Genomic DNA, 16,609 nt, shown 5'->3' on the forward strand with positions numbered 1-16,609 from the left:
ACGGCCCAGGACGCCGGCGCGTTGTCCTGGGGATCCGCCGCACCGGCCGGCACGGCCGTGAGGGGAGCGCCGTCGTCGTGCGCCGGTTTATGCCACCGTGAGTCCGCCGGTGCGCGCGGCGGTCTCCTCGCCCGGGCGTGCCGTGTCGAGGACGCGCCGTATCCCGGCCGCGACAGCGGGGTGCACCGGCAGGGCGAGATGCCCGATCCCGCTCACCTGGATGTTCTCCGCCGCCAGGTCGGGGTGGTCGACACAGGCGGTCTCCAGCGGCTCCATCAGGTGATCGAGGTCGCTCCAGAAGCTGACGAAGTGCGTCCGGCAGCCGGGGGCGGGCAGGGCCAGCTCCTCGATGAACTCCGAGCCGGGGCGCATCTGGCGCACGATCGGATGCGCGTTGGCCAGCGGCGCCACCCGGGTGCCGGAGTGCGGGGTGCCGAGCGTCACGAGTGTCCGGACGCGGGTGTCACCGCCGAGGCGCTGCACGTAGTACCGCGCGATCAGCCCGCCGAGGCTGTGTCCGACCACGTCGACCTGCCGACTGCCCGTGCGCTCGCAGATCTCCTCTATGTGCCGGCCGAGCAGCGCAGCCGCGGTGCGGATGTCGCAGGTCAGCGGCGAGTAGTTGAGCGACTCGATCTGCTGCCTGCCGTGCTGGACGAGGCTGCGGCGCAGCAGGACGAAGACCGAGCGGTTGTCGATGAACCCGTGCAGCAGGACGACCGGGGGCTTGGCCTCCCGGGGCAGCTGGGTCGCGCTGTCCTCCGGTGCGGGGATCGGGGGCACGGGGGCGCGCCGCTCCTGCACGATGCCGGAGGGATAGAGGAGGAGGTGGCCCGCGAGGATCGCCATCTCCAGGGCGGTCGCCTTCAGGAGGGTCAGCGAGAGGCCCGCCAGTCTGCTCGGGAGCAGGCGCTGGCAGAGCGGAAGCAGGGGCAGTGCTGCCCTGGTGACCTTCATGGCCGACCTCCTGTCGGCACGCGGGGGGACGGCTCTGTCCCCCGGGTGCCCTCATGGGGAGGCGTGGCGGAGATCCTCGACGAGGCGTGAGCGGGATACGCGGGGTGAGCGCGGCGTACGGCGGGGGTGACGGGGGCTGCCTGCGTTCCTGCTGCTGCCCGTGGTGCGCCGATGACGTGGTGAGGTCCCCTGCCGGCGTGGCGACGAGGCTCCCCGCTGTCGTGCCTTACCTGCCCTGCGTACCCTTCGTGCCCCCGTCGATACGCCTCACCGCCGCAGCGCGCGGCCTGCGGCGCGGCGGTGAGGCGACCTCGTTGCGGCTCCCGAACGTGTCCCACCGTGTGATTTCCCCCTCGGTATCCACCGCGAAACTGCCGGGTGCGGGATGCTGGCGATAACGTTCGTTCACTTTCCCGGCCGGTGCGGTACTTGTCGGTACGGATGGATGCAGTCGCTTCATGGAGGCAGTGATGGGTGTGGCAGCCGGTCCGATCCGCGTGGTGGTGGCCAAGCCGGGGCTCGACGGCCACGATCGCGGGGCAAAGGTGATCGCGCGGGCGCTGCGCGACGCCGGTATGGAGGTCATCTACACCGGGCTCCACCAGACGCCCGAGCAGATCGTCGACACCGCGATCCAGGAGGACGCCGACGCGATCGGGCTGTCCATCCTCTCCGGCGCGCACAACACGCTCTTCGCGGCCGTGATCGACCTGCTCAAGGAGCGGGAGGCGGAGGACATCCTGGTCTTCGGCGGCGGGATCATCCCCGAGGCGGACATCGCCCCGCTGAAGGAGAAGGGCGTCGCGGAGATCTTCACGCCGGGGGCCACGACGGCGTCGATCGTGGACTGGGTCCGGGCTCATGTGCAGGAGCCCGCCGAGGCGTAGACGGTCGGGGCGCAGGTCGGCGCGGCACACCGATCGGCGGTCGTACCGTGCCGGCCGGCCGGTGCGGCCGTTGTCCGGGGGCTCGGTGCCCAGGTCCCGGTTCGGCGTGAACGGCCTCGTCCTCGGGCCCGTCCTCAGGCGCCGGACGGTTCGGGAGGCCGCACCGTCCCCAGTTCCTCCTGCATTGCCGCGCGCAGCCGCAAGGTCGTCACCAGGCGCTGGAACGCCTCCGCCCAGTAGCCCCCGGCTCCTGGACTCGCGTCCTCCGGTTCGTCCGGGACCGCCAGCAGTCCGTCGAGGCGGCTCGCCTCGGAGGGGTCGAGGCAGCGCTCCGCCAGGCCCATCACTCCGCTGAAACTCCATGGGTAGCTCCCCGCGTCCCGTGCGATGTTGAGGGCGTCGACCACGGCCCGTCCGAGTGGCGCGGACCACGGCACCGCGCACACTCCGAGCAACTGGAACGCCTCGGACAGACCGTGGGCCGCGATGAACCCGGCCACCCAGTCGGCCCGCTCGACGGCGTCGAGCGTGCCGAGCAGCTTGGCCCGCTCGGCCAGGGACACCGCCCCCGGCCCACCGGCCTCGGGTGCCGCGGGCGCCCCGAGCAGGGCCCTCGCCCACTCCGCGTCCCGCTGCCGTACCGCCGCCCGGCACCATGCCGCGTGCAGGTCGCCCTGCCAGTCGTCGGCCACCGGCAGCGCCACGATCTCCCTCGGGGTACGGCCGCCGAGCCGTCCCGGCCAGGTGCGGAGCGGGGCGGCCTCCACCAGCTGGCCGAGCCACCACGACCGTTCACCCCGCCCCGCCGGGGCCTTCGCTGTCACCCCGTCGGCCTCCATGCCCGGATCGCACTCGTGCGGCGCCTCGATCAGGAGGGCCGGGGTGTCCCCGGTGTGGTCGACGGCCACACAGGCCCCGGCGCGCACCGCCATCCGCGCGGCGAGCGCCGAGCCGGGCAGCGCCGACAGCAGCTCCGCCGCCGTCGCCCGTACGTTGCGGCTGCGGTCGGTCAGCGCCTGCTCAAGGAACGGCTCGTCGTCCGCGGCCAGGCCCGAGCGCAGGGAGTCAAGGAACATCAGCCGGTCCTCGGCCCGTTCCGTCGCCCAGGTCGTCGTGAGCAGCTCGCGCGCGGCGGCGGGCTCCCGGGCGCGGAGCGCCGCGAGCAGCGCCACCCGCTCGGCGAACAGGCCCTCCCGCCACAGCTGCCGGATCCGCTCGGCGTCCTCCGCGTGCGGCAGGGCCGCGCCCCCGCCCGGTGTCGCGCGCAGGGCGAACCGCCAGTCGGGGTTCAGCCGGGCGAGCCACACCGCGCGCGGCCCCGCGAACGCCAGCGCCGCCGGCCGCAGATCCGTACGCCCGCGGGCCGCGTCCAGCAGCGCGGGCAGCAGCTCGGGGGGAGCGGCGAAGCCGCGGGCGTTCGCCGTCGCCAGCCACTGCGGCAGCAGCTCCATCAGGTCCGGCGCCGTGCCCCGGCGGCCCCCGCCGCCCGCGCCGGGGCGGTCGGCCAGCAGCATCGCCAGCCTGCGGGCCGCCGCGGCGGGCGGCCGGGGGCGCGGGTCCCCGGCCGCCGGTTCCGGCAGCCGGGCCGCCCGCCCGGGCCGCAGGCCGGCCCGGCGGCGTACGGTCTCCGCCGCCGCCGCGTCCAGCAGGGCGAGCGGGGCCTGCCGGCCGGGCGGGCAGCCCGGTGGGGTGCGCCGCTCCGTCCCGAGCAGGGCGGTCGTGACAAGTTCCTCCCAGGCACCCGTCGCGGGCGCTTCCGCAGGAGCTGAGGTCCTGGTCATACGTTCCTCTCGGTGCCTCTTCGGGTGGTGCCTGGGAGTGGTTGAAGGGGCACGTGGTCCGGGTGTCCAGTGAGAGGGGACACATGCGTGAAATGAGGGAAGGAAGGTGGATTGCCGGACGAACGCGCAGGTCGGGTCAGCACAGGGCCACCGCCTCGCCGGTCCCCTGCGGCCAGGCCGTCAGCGGGGTGAAGCCGCGGTGGCCGCACTCGCCGAAGACCGTGACCGGGGCCCCGCCGGACAGGGAGACCAGCCGCCACAGGCCCGGACGGGACCGCGCGGCGGACGTCAGCGGCAGCGCCGTGTCCCCGCCGGCGTCCACCAGCTGCCAGGAGTCGCCGTCCGGGGCCGGGACGACCCCCTCCAGCGTCACCGGCACGGCGTCCAGCCAGGGGTCCTCCCGCAGTGCCTCGCCGTACCGGGCGGCGGCCTCGGCCGGGGTCACCCCCGGCGGGCGTACCGCCGCGGGAGCGGGCGGGGCGAACCGCTCGCCCAGGGCCGCCCGCGGCTGTCCGGCACCCGGATACGCCGACACCTCCGCGTCCAGGACCAGCCCGACCGGCAGTACGAGCTCCGGCGCGCGGCCGGCGGCGCCGTAGGAGAGCAGCAGGGCCGTACGGCCCGAATCGGCGCCGTGGAGCCATATGCGGCGGATGGTCAGCCGGGCGTCCGCGGTGTCGTACTGGGCGAGGACCAGCCAGTGGTCCCGCAGCGGCGGGCCGTCCGCCGAGGCGGGCAGGCCGACACGGGAACGGACCGTCGCCGCGAGGCCCTCGGGCAACCGCTCCCGGCGCAGCCAGCCCTGGTCGAGGAGGTGGAGGAGAGCGCACTCCTCCAGCAGACGCACCGGCCAGCCCGGCCCGGACGACGGGATCGCCCCCAACTCCCGCACCCGCGCGGCCAGCCCGGGGGCCTGGGCGTCGACCATGCGGGCCGCGGTCTCCTCCCACAGCTCGTACCCCGCCTGTTCCGCGCCCGCGAGGCCGCCGCGCAGCAGGTCCGCCAGCCGCTGTTCCAGCTCCGTGGCCCCCGCGGTGATCCGCTCGGCCCGGCGCTCCGCCCGGCGCCGCGCCGCCTCCGGATCACCGGAACCGGACGGGGAACCGGCCCCCTCCGCCGTCCGCTGCTCCGCCGCGCGCTTCCTTCTCCCCTCTATCCACTCCCCGGCCCACCCGGGCGGCTCTCCGGGCGGCACCGCGCCGTCCCCGCCCGCCCAGAGCAGCAGCAGCCCCAGCGCGTGCTTGCACGGGAACTTCCGGCTCGGACAACTGCACCTGTACGCCGGGCCGGACGCGTCCGCGAGGTCCACGACCGTCTGATACGGCCTGCCGCCACTGCCCTTGCACAGCCCCCACACCGTCCCCTCGCCGGCACTGCCCGCCTCGGACCACGGCCCGGCCGCCCCGAGTTTGCTGCCCGCTTTGCGTGACGCGGCGTCAGGAGCCAGTGACAGCACCTGGTCCGCGCTCCAGCGCACCCCCTGCTCAGTCATGTCTCCGAAGGTAGATCCCCCCACTGACAATCGGCCGTTCGAGCGCGTTCGTGCAGGTCAGAACGCATTGTCAGTGGGATGGTGCACGGTGGACACCAGATCCGAACCGGCCGAGCTGGAGGGGGACTCAGCCATGACTGTGTCTGCAGCACCTACGTCCGCGCACCTGCCAGAGCAGGAGCCGACCGAGGCGTTGCGTCCGCACGCCGAGGACGCCTTCGCCGAGGAACTCGCCGCGCTCGCCGCGCAGGACGACCGTCCGCGCCCGGCCCGCTGGAAGCTGTCGCCGTGGGCCGTCGCCACCTATCTCCTCGGCGGCACCCTGCCGGACGGCACGGTGATCACGCCGAAGTACGTCGGCCCGCGCCGCATCGTCGAGGTCGCCGTCACCACCCTCGCCACCGACCGCGCCCTGCTCCTGCTCGGTGTGCCCGGCACCGCGAAGACCTGGGTGTCCGAGCACCTGGCCGCCGCGGTCAGCGGCGACTCCACCCTGCTGGTGCAGGGCACCGCCGGCACCCCGGAGGAGGCCATCCGGTACGGCTGGAACTACGCGCAGCTGCTCGCCCACGGTCCCAGCCGGGACGCCCTGGTCCCCAGCCCCGTCATGCGGGCGATGGCCGAGGGAATGACGGCCCGCGTCGAGGAACTGACCCGTATCCCGGCCGACGTCCAGGACACGCTCATCACCATCCTGTCGGAGAAGACGCTGCCGATACCGGAGCTGGGCCAGGAGGTGCAGGCGGTCCGCGGGTTCAACCTGATCGCGACGGCCAACGACCGCGACCGCGGGGTCAACGACCTGTCCAGCGCCCTGCGCCGCCGCTTCAACACGGTGGTGCTGCCGCTGCCGGAGAGCGTCCAGGCCGAGGTCGACATCGTCTCCCGGCGCGTCGACCAGCTCGGCCGTTCCCTCGACCTGCCGGCCGCGCCCGACGGCATCGACGAGATCCGCCGCGTGGTGACCGTCTTCCGCGAGCTGCGCGACGGCGTCACGTCCGACGGCCGCACCAAGCTGAAGTCGCCCAGCGGCACCCTGTCGACGGCGGAGGCGATCTCCGTCGTCACCGGCGGCCTCGCCCTGGCCGCGCACTTCGGCGACGGCGTGCTGCGGGCCGGCGATGTCGCCGCGGGCATCCTCGGCGCCGTCGTCCGCGACCCCGCGTCCGACCGGGTCGTGTGGCAGGAGTACCTGGAGGCGGTCGTCCGCGAGCGCGAGGGCTGGACGGACTTCTACCGGGCCTGCCGGGAGGTGAGCGCGTGAGCGGCGGCGGGTGCGCGGCGCCGGGCGGCGCGCGGGGTGAGCGGCCCGGGGCATCTCCGGGCGGTCCGGGAGGGGGACAGGGTGACAGGCGCTGACGAGTCCGGGAGCGGGTGGCCCGGGGAGGGACCGCTGCTGCTCGGGGTGCGGCACCACGGACCGGGTTCCGCGCGGGCCGTGCGGGCGGCGCTGAGCGCGGCCCGGCCGCGGGTGGTCCTGATCGAGGGGCCGCCCGAGGCGGACGCGCTGATCCCGCTGGCCGCCGACGAGGACATGCGGCCGCCGGTCGCCCTGCTCGCCCACGCGGTGGACGAGCCCGGCCGGTCGGCGTTCTGGCCGATGGCCGAGTTCTCGCCGGAGTGGGTCGCGATCCGCTGGGCCGTGGAGCAGGACGTCCCGGCCCACTTCATCGACCTGCCGGCCACCCACACGCTGGCCTGGATGAGGGACGGGGAGAAGGACGCCGAGGCGGAGAAGAGCGAGCCTGAGGCCGGGGGTGAGCAGGCCGAGGGGGAGAAGGCCGGGCAGGAGGCGGCCGGGTCGGACGCCGGGGCCAACATCCGCGTCGACCCGCTGGCCGTGCTCGCCGAGGCCGCCGGCTACGACGATCCCGAGCGCTGGTGGGAGGACGTCGTCGAGCACCGGGGGCCGGGCGACGGGGACGCCTTCGCCCCGTTCGTCGCGCTCGAGGAGGCCATGGGGGCGCTGCGGGACACGTACGGCAGCGGCGGGCATGACCGGGACCTCGTCCGTGAGGCGTTCATGCGCCTCCAGGTGCGGGACGCGCGACGCCGGTACGGGGACGGCGTCGCGGTGGTCTGCGGGGCCTGGCACGTGCCCGCGTTGCGGCACCGGACCACCGTCGCCGCCGACAGGGCACTGCTCAAGGGACTGCCCAAGGTCAAGACGGACATGACCTGGGTGCCGTGGACGTACCGCAGGCTGTCCCGGCGCAGCGGATACGGCGCGGGCATCGAGTCACCGGGCTGGTACGGACATTTGTTCGGCGCACCGGACCGTCCGGTCGAGCGGTGGCTGACCAGGGTGGCGGGGCTGCTGCGGCAGGAGGACCGGCTCGTGTCCTCGGCGCACGTCATCGAGGCGGTGCGGCTGGCCGAGACCCTCGCGGTGATGCGCGGCCGTCCGCTGCCCGGTCTGAGCGAGACGACCGACGCCGTGCGGGCGGTGATGTGCGACGGCTCGGACGTGCCACTGGCGCTGGTGCACGACCGGCTCGTCGTGGGAGACGTGCTCGGCGAGGTGCCGGCCGCCGCGCCGGCGGTGCCGTTGCAGCGGGACCTCGACCGCACCCAGCGCAGACTGCGGCTCAGGCCGGAGGCGCTGGAGCGCGAGCTGGAACTCGACCTGCGCAAGGACACCGACGCCGAACGCAGCAGGCTGCTGCACCGGCTGCGGCTGCTCGGTGTGGCGTGGGGCGAACCGGCCTCCTCGCGCGGCAGCACGGGCACCTTCCGGGAGACCTGGCGGCTCAGGTGGGAGCCGGAGCTGGCCGTGCGGGTCGCCGAGGCCGGGGTGTGGGGCACGACCGTGCTCGGCGCCGCGACCGCCAAGGCCGAGTCCGACGCGGCCGGCGCCCAGGGACTCGCCGACGTCACGGCCCTGGCGGAGCACTGCCTGCTGGCCGACCTGCCGGACGCGCTCCCCACCGTGATGCGGATCCTCGCCGACCGGGCGGCCCTCGACGCCGACGTCGGCCACCTCGCCCAGGCCCTGCCCGCCCTGGTCCGCTCCCTGCGCTACGGCGACGTACGGGGCACCGACACGGCGGCGTTGACGGAGGTCGCCGCGGGCCTCGCGGAGCGGATCTTCGTCGGCCTGCCCCCGGCCTGCACCGCGCTCGACCCGGACGCGGCCGAGGAGATGCGCCGCCACCTCGACGCGGTGCACGGGGCGGTGGGACTCCTGGCCGGCGCCGCCCCGCCGGCCCACGGCGACCTGCGGGGGCGCTGGCACACGGTGCTCGGCGTGCTGTCCGGGCGGGACACCGTGCCCGGGGTGATCCGCGGGCGCGCGGTACGGCTGCTGCTGGACAGCGGGGAACTGGCTCAGGACGAGGCGGCCCGGCTCATGGGACTCGTGCTGTCGCCGGGCACCCCGCCGGGGGACGCGGCCGCGTGGATCGAGGGCTTCGTCGGCGGCGGCTCCGGCGGCGGGATGCTCCTGGTGCACGACGAGCGGCTGCTCGGGCTGGTCGACGCCTGGCTGACCGGCGTGCCGGCCGAGGCGTTCACCGACGTCCTGCCCCTGCTGCGACGCACGTTCTCGGCGTACGAGGCGGGTGTGCGCCGGACACTCGGCGAACTGGTCCGGCGTGGTCCGGGGCAGCGGGGGAACACGACGGCGACCGGATCCGGCATTCCCGGCTTCGCACCCGACCTCGACGGCGAGCGCGCGGACGCCGTGCTGCCCGTCGTGCGGTTGCTGCTGGGCCTGGACGGGCCGGAAGAGACCGCGGGCAACGATCTGGTGGGGGTGGCGTGATGACGACCGACTGTCTGAGTGAGCCGAGAGAGCGGACCGAAACGGCGGACACCGCCGGGGAGGGGCACCGGGCGCACGAGGCGGAGCGCCCGGCGACGACCGTCCCGGTGATGCCGCTCTGGGAACGGCTGCACACGGGGGTGCGCGGATGACCGGACCAGGGACGACCGGGCCAGGGACGACCGGGCCAGGGACGACCGGGCCAGGGACGACGGGACCAGGGACGACGGCCGGGCCGGAGGCGGGGCCGGGGGCGGTCACCGGATCCCGGGTGACGGCCGAGTCGGTGGACTCGGGGCGGGAGCGGCTGCGGCGCTGGCGGCTCGTGCTCGGTGGTGACACGGCGGACGGCACCGGCTGCGCGCTCTCCGGAAAGGACGCCGCGATGGACGGGGCGCTCACCGCGCTCTACGGGAAGGGGGACAAACCGCCGGCCGGGCGGGACCGCGCGGCGGGGCTCGGGGCGTCGGCGCCGTCCGTGGCGCGCTGGCTCGGGGACATCCGGACGTACTTCCCGTCCTCCGTCGTCCAGGTGATGCAGCGCGACGCCATCGACCGGCTCGGACTGTCCACGCTGCTGCTGGAGCCGGAGATGCTGGAGGCGGTGGAAGCCGACGTGCATCTCGTCGGCACGCTGCTCTCCCTCAACAAGGCCATGCCGGAGACCACGAAGGAGACGGCGCGCAAGGTCGTCCGCAAGGTCGTCGAGGACCTGGAGAAGCGGCTCGCCACCCGTACCCGGGCCACCCTCACCGGTGCCCTCGACCGCAGTGCCCGGATCAACCGGCCGCGCCACCACGACATCGACTGGAACCGCACCGTCGCGGCCAACCTCAAGCACTACCTGCCGGAATACCGGACGATCGTGCCGGAGCGGCTCATCGGATACGGGCGCGCGTCCCGGTCGGTGAAGAAGGACGTCATCCTCTGCATCGACCAGTCGGGGTCGATGGCGGCGTCCGTCGTCTACGCGTCCGTGTTCGGGGCCGTGCTGGCGTCGATGCGGTCGATCGACACGCGTCTCGTCGTCTTCGACACCGCCGTCGTCGACCTCACCGACCAGCTCGACGACCCGGTCGACGTGCTGTTCGGCACGCAGCTCGGCGGCGGTACGGACATCAACCGGGCGCTCGCCTACTGCCAGTCGCAGATCACCCGGCCCGCCGAGACGGTGGTCGTGCTGATCAGCGACCTCTACGAAGGGGGCATACGGCGGGAGATGCTCAAGCGGGTCGCGGCGATGAAGGCCTCGGGGGTGCAGTTCGTGACGCTGCTCGCGCTGTCCGACGAAGGGGCGCCCGCCTACGACCGGGAGCACGCGGCCGCGCTCGCCGCCCTGGGCGCACCGGCGTTCGCCTGCACCCCCGACCTGTTCCCGGAGGTGATGGCGGCGGCGATCGAGAAGCGGCCGCTGCCGATACCGGAGACCGCGTGACGGCTTCGGCGCAGGGCGACTTGTCGACCCGCTGACCTGCCCTCCGGCCAGCAAAACGGACATGAATACGCATCGGTGGCGGGGGGCTTGCGCAACCTCGGGAGTGCCGTGCGAGGATCGACGCCCGTCAGCGGTACGCGATGTTCCGCTCGCTCGGTACCGCGTCCTACGTCGTTGTACCGCGTCATGCCGCGTCGTACCGCGACGCACCTCGTCTGACACCGAGGCGTCTCCCGTCGTACCGCTTCCGTACGGCGTGCCCTGTTCCGCAGCACGGAGGGACCTTCCCGGACGTGACCCCGCAAGCCGCCCTTTCCGGTGCCGCCCCGCGCGTGACGCGTACGGCGGCCGGGCGGCGTGCGCTGCACCTGGTGCTGCTGGTGGGTGGGTTGTTCGCGCTCGGGCTCCTCTGCGGTGAGCGGGCGCACGCGGCGGACGGGGTGCCGTCGGGGACGGCTTCCGGGTCGGTCCGGTCGGTTACGGGGAGCGCGGTCGCCGAGGTGGTGCCTGCTCCGGCGGAGGCGTCGACGGCGACGGCGGCGGCGAAGCCGGTCATCCGGGAGCCCCGCAGGCGTCCGGTCGGGGACCCCCGGGGACCCGGTGTCCGCGGGAGCGCACTCGGTGTCCGCCGGACTGGCCGATGCGAAGGCGAAGCTCCCCGCGCCGCCCGCAACCGCGCGGGACGCCGCTTCCGTGCCGGGATCGCCGGGCCTGTCGGGTCTGCCTGGCCTGCCGGATGCGCCTGACCTGCCGAGCAGGCCCGGGTTGCCGTCGGTGCCGTCCGTGCCGGCCATTCCCGGCCTTCCTGGTCCGCCGTCGCGTCCGGTGCACACGCTTCCGGCCCCGGTGCCGGACCCCGTCACGTCCGCTCCGCAGCAGGACGCTGCGTCCGCATCGACGCCGGTGCCGGCCGCGAACGCGAACCTTCGGACACCCGAGCGGCCTTCCGCCACGAGGACGAAGACGCCCCTCGCCTACGGACCCGGGTTCGCCGCCGGCACCACCATGACCCCGGTTGTGGCGCACAGGCCCGTGCAGCGGGCCGACCGTACCGGGTACGCCCCCGTGCGCCAGGCGCCCACCCAGGTTCCGGGTGGCGCGCTGAGCGGGAAGTCCGCCATGGACAGCGGCACCTCCCGGCACGGCGGCGACGCCCACGCCGTCACGTTCGAACTCCGGGCGCCGCTGCGGCTCGTGCCCGGCGCCGCCGCGGGCGTGGACGCCTACGGCACCCGGGACAGGCACCGGGACATTCCCGTTTCTCCCGCCTAGGTCGGACCTTCCCCCGCCGCAGACCTGCCGCGCGGGGGCGGAAACAGGTCTGCCCGCCCGTCCGGATCCCCCTGTCGATGCCTATCGATTCTGTCGATCGTCGGCGATCTCCGGACGGAAGCCCGAAGCCCTCGGAATGTCTCCCAGCCTTCCCAGTCCCGCGGCTCCCGCAAAGGAGCTCCGGACTCTTGAGTACCAAGGATCTGACGCACGCCATGAACAAGAACATCCGCCGTTCCATCGTGATAGCCGCCGGTGTCACCGGCGCGTGGGCGCTCGGCTCCGCCGTCGCCGGCGCGGACGAGCTGCCCGCGGCCGCCGTCTCCGCACCGGACGCGACGATCGGGACCGACACCGACACCGACACCGACACCATCACCACTGACACGGAGATCGTCGACACCGTCACCGGCACGGTCGACGGAGTCGTCTCCGAGGCGGGGGACACCGTCTCCGGCGTCCTCACCAAGGACGAGCTGACACCGCAGCCGGTCACCGACACGACCGACATGGTCGACACCATCGGCATCGCCGACCAGGGCCGCCGATACGTCGACGCGAAGGTCACCGTCCCCAAGGCGTCCAAGGTGAAGGGGGCCGCGGCCATCCAGGGCGCCAGGGCCGCCCGCGCCGCCAAGGCCGCAGCCGACGCCACCGCCACGACGACCGCCACCGCCACGACGACCGCCGCCACCGCGCCGACCACCGCCGTCGAAGCGACCGCCGCGGAGACCGTCACCTCCGACGCGGACACCGTCCCCCAGGACGGGATCGACTACCTCTTCGGCCCCCTCTGCGCGTTCGCCCCCGAGCTGGAGCAGGCGCTGGCCGCCGCCCAGACGAAGCTCCAGGGCGCGCAGGCGACGGCCCGTTCCCAGGCGCGGGGCGTCGACGGGGTCGTACGGACGAAGGCGCGGCACGCGGGCGCGGGCGCGGGCCGCACGGCGGCCGGGGTGACCGGCGCCGCGCGGACCACGGTCACCGGCGCCGAGGGCCGGGCAGACGACGCGGTCACCACCGCCCGGGGCACGGCGGCCACCGTCACCACCACCGCCCAGGCCACCGTCTCCGCCGTCCCGGGCCATGTCACCGGCACGGTGGGCGGGGTCCGGCAGCACGTCGTCGGCACCGTCGCCGGTGTCCCCGGCACGGTCACCCCGGTCGTGGAGGAGACGACGGCCGCCGTCGTCCCGCCCGTGGTGACGACCGCCGTGCACGGCGTACTGCCGGTCGCCACCGACGCGGTGAACGGTGTGACGCCGGTCGCCGGTGAGGCGGTGAGCGCGGTGGAGGGGACCGCCGGCCACACCGCGGAGGCCGTGACCGGGCTGGCGTACGGAGTCGTCGCCGACGTCCAGCCCGTCGCCGGTGGTGTCGTCCACGGGGTCCGGCCGGTCGTCGACCGCGGCGCCGCGGACGTTCCCCCGTACGCCGCCGGACTGGTCGGCCAGGTCACCGACGACACCACGGCCGCCGTCCTGCCGCCCGTGGCGCACACGGCCGTGCACGGCGTGGTGCCCGTCGCCGGGCAGGCCGTCGTGGACGCGGGCGGGGTGGCACACGGCGTCGTCCAGGACGTCCGGCCCTTCGCTGCCGGAGTCACCGGCTCCGTGCCACCGCTCGCGCACGGTGTGGCCGGTCACGCGACCGGTCTGGGAGACGGCGTCGTGGGCCAGGTGCCGTCCTTCGCCGAGGGCGTTACGGGCGCGGTCCGGCCCGTCGTCGACACCGCCGTCCGGACCGCGCACGACACCGTCACGCGGACCGTGCGGCCGGTCGTGCGGGGTGTAGGCGGCAGTGCCACGAGGCTCGCGTACGGCGTCACGGGCGACGTCGCTCCCTTCGCGGACGGCGTCGCCGGCGAGGTCGCCCCGTTCGCGCACGGTGTCGTCGGCGAGGTCGCGCCCTTCGCCCAGGACCTGGGCGGGACCGTCCGGGCCACCGCGGGCCCGCTTGCCGGGCACGCCGTCACCGGCGTCCAGGGGGTGGCCGCGTCGGCCACCCCCGGCTACGTACCGGACGCGCAGGCCGTCCAGGCCGTCCAGGACGCGCACCACGGCAGCGCATACCGCCTCTGACCGTCCTCCTCCTGACGGCTGGCGGTCTCCGCCGTCCGGTGGCTTCCGCCGTCCGGGCGGTCTCCGCCGTCCGGACGGCTTCCACCGTCCCGGCGGTCCCTACCGTCCGACCGACTCCGCGAGGTGGCGGGACCCGGACGGCCGAATGCCATCGGCCGGCCTGATCACCGGCCTCGCGGGTGGGGCGGGGTGATTCTCCTGGGGAGGGAATCACCCGGCCCCCAGCCCCCTGAGGGCTGCCGGACAATGCCCTCGAGGGGCTGCTCAGAGGGCCTCACCGGGTCCACCCCGCCCGGTGGGGCCCTCCCCCCCCCGTGGCCTGCCCCGCCCGGCAAGGCCCTCCCCCCGTGGCCTTCCGCGTGCCTCCAGCACGCCCCCGCGTGCCACCCCCGCGCCCCCGCACACCACCCCCGCGCCTCCCCGCTTTCCTCACAGGAGGCACCCCGTGCCAGTGAGTCCGGCATCATGTGACAGGTATCACCGCTCAGGTGTGACCCGCGCTTTAGGGGCCCCCCGCAAGCAGCGATAACCTGCGAGACGGACATGCCGCGCGCTCGGACACCGTGTGCGCCTCTCTTGTGACAGACGGCGGACGTCACGTTGCCCTTCGCGGCACGCCCACGCATCAGACGAACCGCGAGATCACTGATAGGGACGGAAGCGCGTGGACCTGTTCGAGTACCAGGCGAGGGACCTCTTCGCCAAGCACGATGTACCGGTGCTGGCCGGTGAAGTCATCGACACGCCTGAGGCGGCCCGCGCAGCCACCGAGCGTCTTGGTGGCAAGTCCGTCGTCAAGGCCCAGGTGAAGGTCGGCGGCCGTGGCAAGGCCGGTGGCGTGAAGCTCGCCGCCACCGCCGACGAGGCCGTGGAGCACGCCACCAACATCCTCGGCATGGACATCAAGGGCCACACGGTCCACAAGGTGATGATCGCCGAGACGGCCCCGGAGATCCTGGAGGAGTACTACGTCTCCTTCCTCCTCGACCGTGCCAACCGCACCTTCCTCTCCATCGCGTCCGTCGAGGGCGGCATGGAGATCGAGGAGGTGGCGGCCACCCGTCCGGAGGCCGTCGCCAAGACGCCGATCGACGCCAACGAGGGTGTGACCCCGGAGAAGGCCCGCGAGATCGTCGCGGCCGCGAAGTTCCCGGCCGAGGTCGCCGACAAGGTCGCGAACGTCCTGGTCACCCTGTGGAAGACCTTCATCGCCGAGGACGCGCTCCTCGTCGAGGTCAACCCGCTGGCCAAGGTCGCCTCCGGTGACGTCATCGCCCTGGACGGCAAGGTCTCCCTGGACGAGAACGCCGAGTTCCGCCAGCCGGAGCACGAGGCTCTCCAGGACAAGGACGCGGCCAACCCGCTGGAGGCCGCCGCCAAGGAGAAGAACCTCAACTACGTCAAGCTCGACGGCGAGGTCGGCATCATCGGCAACGGCGCGGGGCTCGTCATGAGCACCCTGGACGTCGTCGCGTACGCCGGTGAGGCGCACGGCGGGGTCAAGCCCGCCAACTTCCTCGACATCGGCGGCGGCGCGTCCGCCCAGGTGATGGCGAACGGCCTGGAGATCATCCTCGGCGACCCGGACGTCAGGTCCGTCTTCGTCAACGTCTTCGGCGGCATCACCGCCTGCGACGAGGTCGCCAACGGCATCGTCCAGGCCCTGGAGCTCCTCAAGTCCAAGGGCGAGGAAGTCACCAAGCCGCTCGTCGTCCGGCTGGACGGCAACAACGCCGAACTGGGTCGCAAGATCCTCTCCGACGCCAACCACCCGCTGGTGCAGCGCGTGGACACCATGGACGGCGCGGCCGACAAGGCCGCCGAGCTCGCGGCTGCGAAGTAAGGAAGAGGGACTAAGACAGCCATGGCTATCTTCCTCAACAAGGACTCCAAGGTCATCGTCCAGGGCATGACCGGTGCCACGGGCATGAAGCACACCAAGCTCATGCTGGCCGACGGCACCAACATCGTCGGTGGCGTGAACCCCCGCAAGGCGGGCACGTCCGTCGACATCGACGGCAACGAGATCCCGGTCTTCGGCACGGTCGCCGAGGCGATCGAGAAGACGGGCGCGAACGTGTCCGTCCTCTTCGTGCCGCCGGCCTTCGCCAAGGCCGCCGTGGTCGAGGCGATCGACGCGGAGATCCCCCTCGCGGTCGTCATCACCGAGGGCATCGCGGTCCACGACTCGGCCGCGTTCTACGCGTACGCCGTGTCGCAGGGCAACAAGACCCGGATCATCGGCCCGAACTGCCCCGGTCTCATCACGCCGGGCCAGTCGAACGCCGGCATCATCCCGGGCGACATCACCAAGCCGGGTCGCATCGGCCTGGTGTCGAAGTCCGGCACGCTGACGTACCAGATGATGTACGAGCTGCGGGACATCGGCTTCTCGTCCGCCGTCGGCATCGGTGGCGACCCGGTCATCGGTACGACGCACATCGACGCGCTCGCCGCGTTCGAGGCCGACCCCGACACCGACCTGATCGTCATGATCGGTGAGATCGGCGGCGACGCCGAGGAGCGGGCCGCGGCCTTCATCAAGGACAACGTGAAGAAGCCGGTCGTCGGCTATGTCGCGGGCTTCACCGCGCCCGAGGGCAAGACCATGGGCCACGCCGGCGCCATCGTCTCCGGCTCCTCCGGCACGGCCGCCGCGAAGAAGGAGGCCCTCGAGGCCGCCGGCGTCAAGGTCGGCAAGACGCCGACCGAGACGGCGAAGCTGGCCCGGGAGATCCTGGCCGGCTGACCCACCTGGCCGCAGCAAGGGCCCGCACCCTCACCAGGGGTGCGGGCCCTCGCGCATGCCCACCGCACCACCGCGCCACCGGCACCAGCGGCCCCGTTCCGTTCACCGCGCCACCGACCCGAGCGGCTCCGGCCGGCCCGCCGCGCCACCGGCACCCAGTCGCCCCGGTCCGTTCACCGCGCCACCGGCCCGAGC

12 protein-coding genes are annotated in these 16,609 nt (G+C 74.0%); 9 read left to right on the forward strand and 3 right to left on the reverse strand.

Annotated features, from left to right (window positions below):
- Nucleotides 1-87 precede the first annotated feature (87 nt).
- Nucleotides 88-957, reverse strand: coding sequence for a lipase family alpha/beta hydrolase (locus QQS16_RS25325; RefSeq protein ID WP_286064149.1), 870 nt, complete (start codon nucleotides 955-957; stop codon nucleotides 88-90).
- Between the two features lie 470 nt (nucleotides 958-1,427).
- Here QQS16_RS25325 and icmB point away from each other — a divergent pair, with 470 nt between their 5' ends.
- The gene (gene icmB / locus QQS16_RS25330; RefSeq protein WP_286064150.1) at nucleotides 1,428-1,844 is read left to right on the forward strand and encodes a coenzyme B12-dependent isobutyryl CoA mutase small subunit; all 417 of its coding nucleotides are present in this window, start codon (nucleotides 1,428-1,430) and stop codon (nucleotides 1,842-1,844) included.
- Between the two features lie 134 nt (nucleotides 1,845-1,978).
- Here the strand turns inward: icmB and QQS16_RS25335 are convergent, their stop codons facing one another.
- Complete coding sequence (locus QQS16_RS25335; protein ID WP_286064151.1) at nucleotides 1,979-3,625, reverse strand: DUF5691 domain-containing protein; 1,647 nt, start codon at nucleotides 3,623-3,625, stop codon at nucleotides 1,979-1,981.
- A gap of 136 nt (nucleotides 3,626-3,761) precedes the next feature.
- Nucleotides 3,762-5,117, reverse strand: a complete 1,356-nt coding sequence (locus QQS16_RS25340; protein WP_286064152.1) for an SWIM zinc finger family protein — start codon at nucleotides 5,115-5,117, stop codon at nucleotides 3,762-3,764.
- Between the two features lie 133 nt (nucleotides 5,118-5,250).
- Here QQS16_RS25340 and QQS16_RS25345 point away from each other — a divergent pair, with 133 nt between their 5' ends.
- The 8 genes from QQS16_RS25345 (at nucleotide 5,251) to sucD (ending at nucleotide 16,414) form a co-directional block, all read left to right on the forward strand.
- Entirely contained in the window at nucleotides 5,251-6,381 is a 1,131-nt protein-coding gene (locus QQS16_RS25345) for an ATP-binding protein (RefSeq protein ID WP_286064153.1), read from the forward strand.
- Nucleotides 6,382-6,462: 81 nt separating this feature from the next.
- Entirely contained in the window at nucleotides 6,463-8,880 is a 2,418-nt protein-coding gene (locus QQS16_RS25350; protein WP_286064154.1) for a DUF5682 family protein, read from the forward strand.
- The gene (locus QQS16_RS25355; RefSeq protein WP_286064155.1) at nucleotides 8,880-9,032 is read left to right on the forward strand and encodes a hypothetical protein; all 153 of its coding nucleotides are present in this window, start codon (nucleotides 8,880-8,882) and stop codon (nucleotides 9,030-9,032) included. Before QQS16_RS25350 ends, QQS16_RS25355 begins: the two co-directional genes overlap by 1 nt.
- The gene (locus QQS16_RS25360; protein ID WP_502963839.1) at nucleotides 9,029-10,315 is read left to right on the forward strand and encodes a VWA domain-containing protein; all 1,287 of its coding nucleotides are present in this window, start codon (nucleotides 9,029-9,031) and stop codon (nucleotides 10,313-10,315) included. Before QQS16_RS25355 ends, QQS16_RS25360 begins: the two co-directional genes overlap by 4 nt.
- Nucleotides 10,316-11,332: 1,017 nt before the next feature.
- Nucleotides 11,333-11,587 (forward strand): hypothetical protein, encoded by a 255-nt coding sequence (locus QQS16_RS25365; RefSeq protein WP_286064157.1) that lies wholly within the window; start codon nucleotides 11,333-11,335, stop codon nucleotides 11,585-11,587.
- A 188-nt stretch (nucleotides 11,588-11,775) separates the two neighbouring features.
- Entirely contained in the window at nucleotides 11,776-13,665 is a 1,890-nt protein-coding gene (locus QQS16_RS25370; RefSeq protein ID WP_286064158.1) for a hypothetical protein, read from the forward strand.
- 664 nt (nucleotides 13,666-14,329) lie between these two features.
- The gene (gene sucC / locus QQS16_RS25375) at nucleotides 14,330-15,508 is read left to right on the forward strand and encodes an ADP-forming succinate--CoA ligase subunit beta (protein ID WP_286064159.1); all 1,179 of its coding nucleotides are present in this window, start codon (nucleotides 14,330-14,332) and stop codon (nucleotides 15,506-15,508) included.
- Nucleotides 15,509-15,529: 21 nt separating this feature from the next.
- A complete protein-coding gene (sucD, locus tag QQS16_RS25380) occupies nucleotides 15,530-16,414 on the forward strand; it encodes a succinate--CoA ligase subunit alpha (protein WP_286064160.1) in 885 nt (294 codons plus the stop codon).
- Nucleotides 16,415-16,609 lie beyond the last annotated feature (195 nt).

Source organism: Streptomyces sp. ALI-76-A (assembly GCF_030287445.1).
Classification (GTDB): Bacteria; Actinomycetota; Actinomycetes; order Streptomycetales; family Streptomycetaceae; genus Streptomyces.

Coding starts and splice junctions, on each gene's coding strand:
- QQS16_RS25325 (WP_286064149.1), bottom strand. CDS start 957: ATGAAGGTCACCAGGGCAGCACTGCCCCTGCTTCCGCTCTGCCAGCGC.
- icmB (WP_286064150.1), top strand. CDS start 1,428: ATGGGTGTGGCAGCCGGTCCGATCCGCGTGGTGGTGGCCAAGCCGGGG.
- QQS16_RS25335 (WP_286064151.1), bottom strand. CDS start 3,625: ATGACCAGGACCTCAGCTCCTGCGGAAGCGCCCGCGACGGGTGCCTGG.
- QQS16_RS25340 (WP_286064152.1), bottom strand. CDS start 5,117: ATGACTGAGCAGGGGGTGCGCTGGAGCGCGGACCAGGTGCTGTCACTG.
- QQS16_RS25345 (WP_286064153.1), top strand. CDS start 5,251: ATGACTGTGTCTGCAGCACCTACGTCCGCGCACCTGCCAGAGCAGGAG.
- QQS16_RS25355 (WP_286064155.1), top strand. CDS start 8,880: ATGACGACCGACTGTCTGAGTGAGCCGAGAGAGCGGACCGAAACGGCG.
- QQS16_RS25360 (WP_502963839.1), top strand. CDS start 9,029: ATGACCGGACCAGGGACGACCGGGCCAGGGACGACCGGGCCAGGGACG.
- sucD (WP_286064160.1), top strand. CDS start 15,530: ATGGCTATCTTCCTCAACAAGGACTCCAAGGTCATCGTCCAGGGCATG.